Source organism: Paraburkholderia sp. SIMBA_030, assembly GCF_046535245.1.
Classification (GTDB): Bacteria; Pseudomonadota; Gammaproteobacteria; order Burkholderiales; family Burkholderiaceae; genus Paraburkholderia.
In genome coordinates this window covers 1-234 of record NZ_JAWRXB010001686.1, presented here as the reverse complement: position 1 = coordinate 234, position 234 = coordinate 1, and the positions used below count along the sequence as shown (strand labels likewise).

The 234-nt window shown below is 36.3% G+C and carries 1 protein-coding gene; it reads right to left on the bottom strand.

Annotated elements, in window-relative coordinates; translation table 11 throughout:
* Nucleotides 1–234 (bottom strand): hypothetical protein (locus SB772_RS45765; RefSeq protein ID WP_410839245.1); only part of this gene is annotated, 234 nt, incomplete at both ends.

The window sequence follows — 234 nt, the reverse complement described above, 5'->3', positions numbered from 1 at the left end:
CCACAACTTCATACAGCCCCGCTTTTAATTCTTTCACATCTTGGTCTACCCCATCAATTGCGATGTAATGTTTTTTAAGCTCTTCCCTAAATATTGCATTGGTAATCAGCACATCCATTACCTCCATCCTTTTCATTGCAAAACCTTCAATATCTTTATTATATTGTACCCTCCAGTCTTTCCCATATTTTCTTTCAAGGGCATTATATGTACACTGATTTTCAGCCATAATAC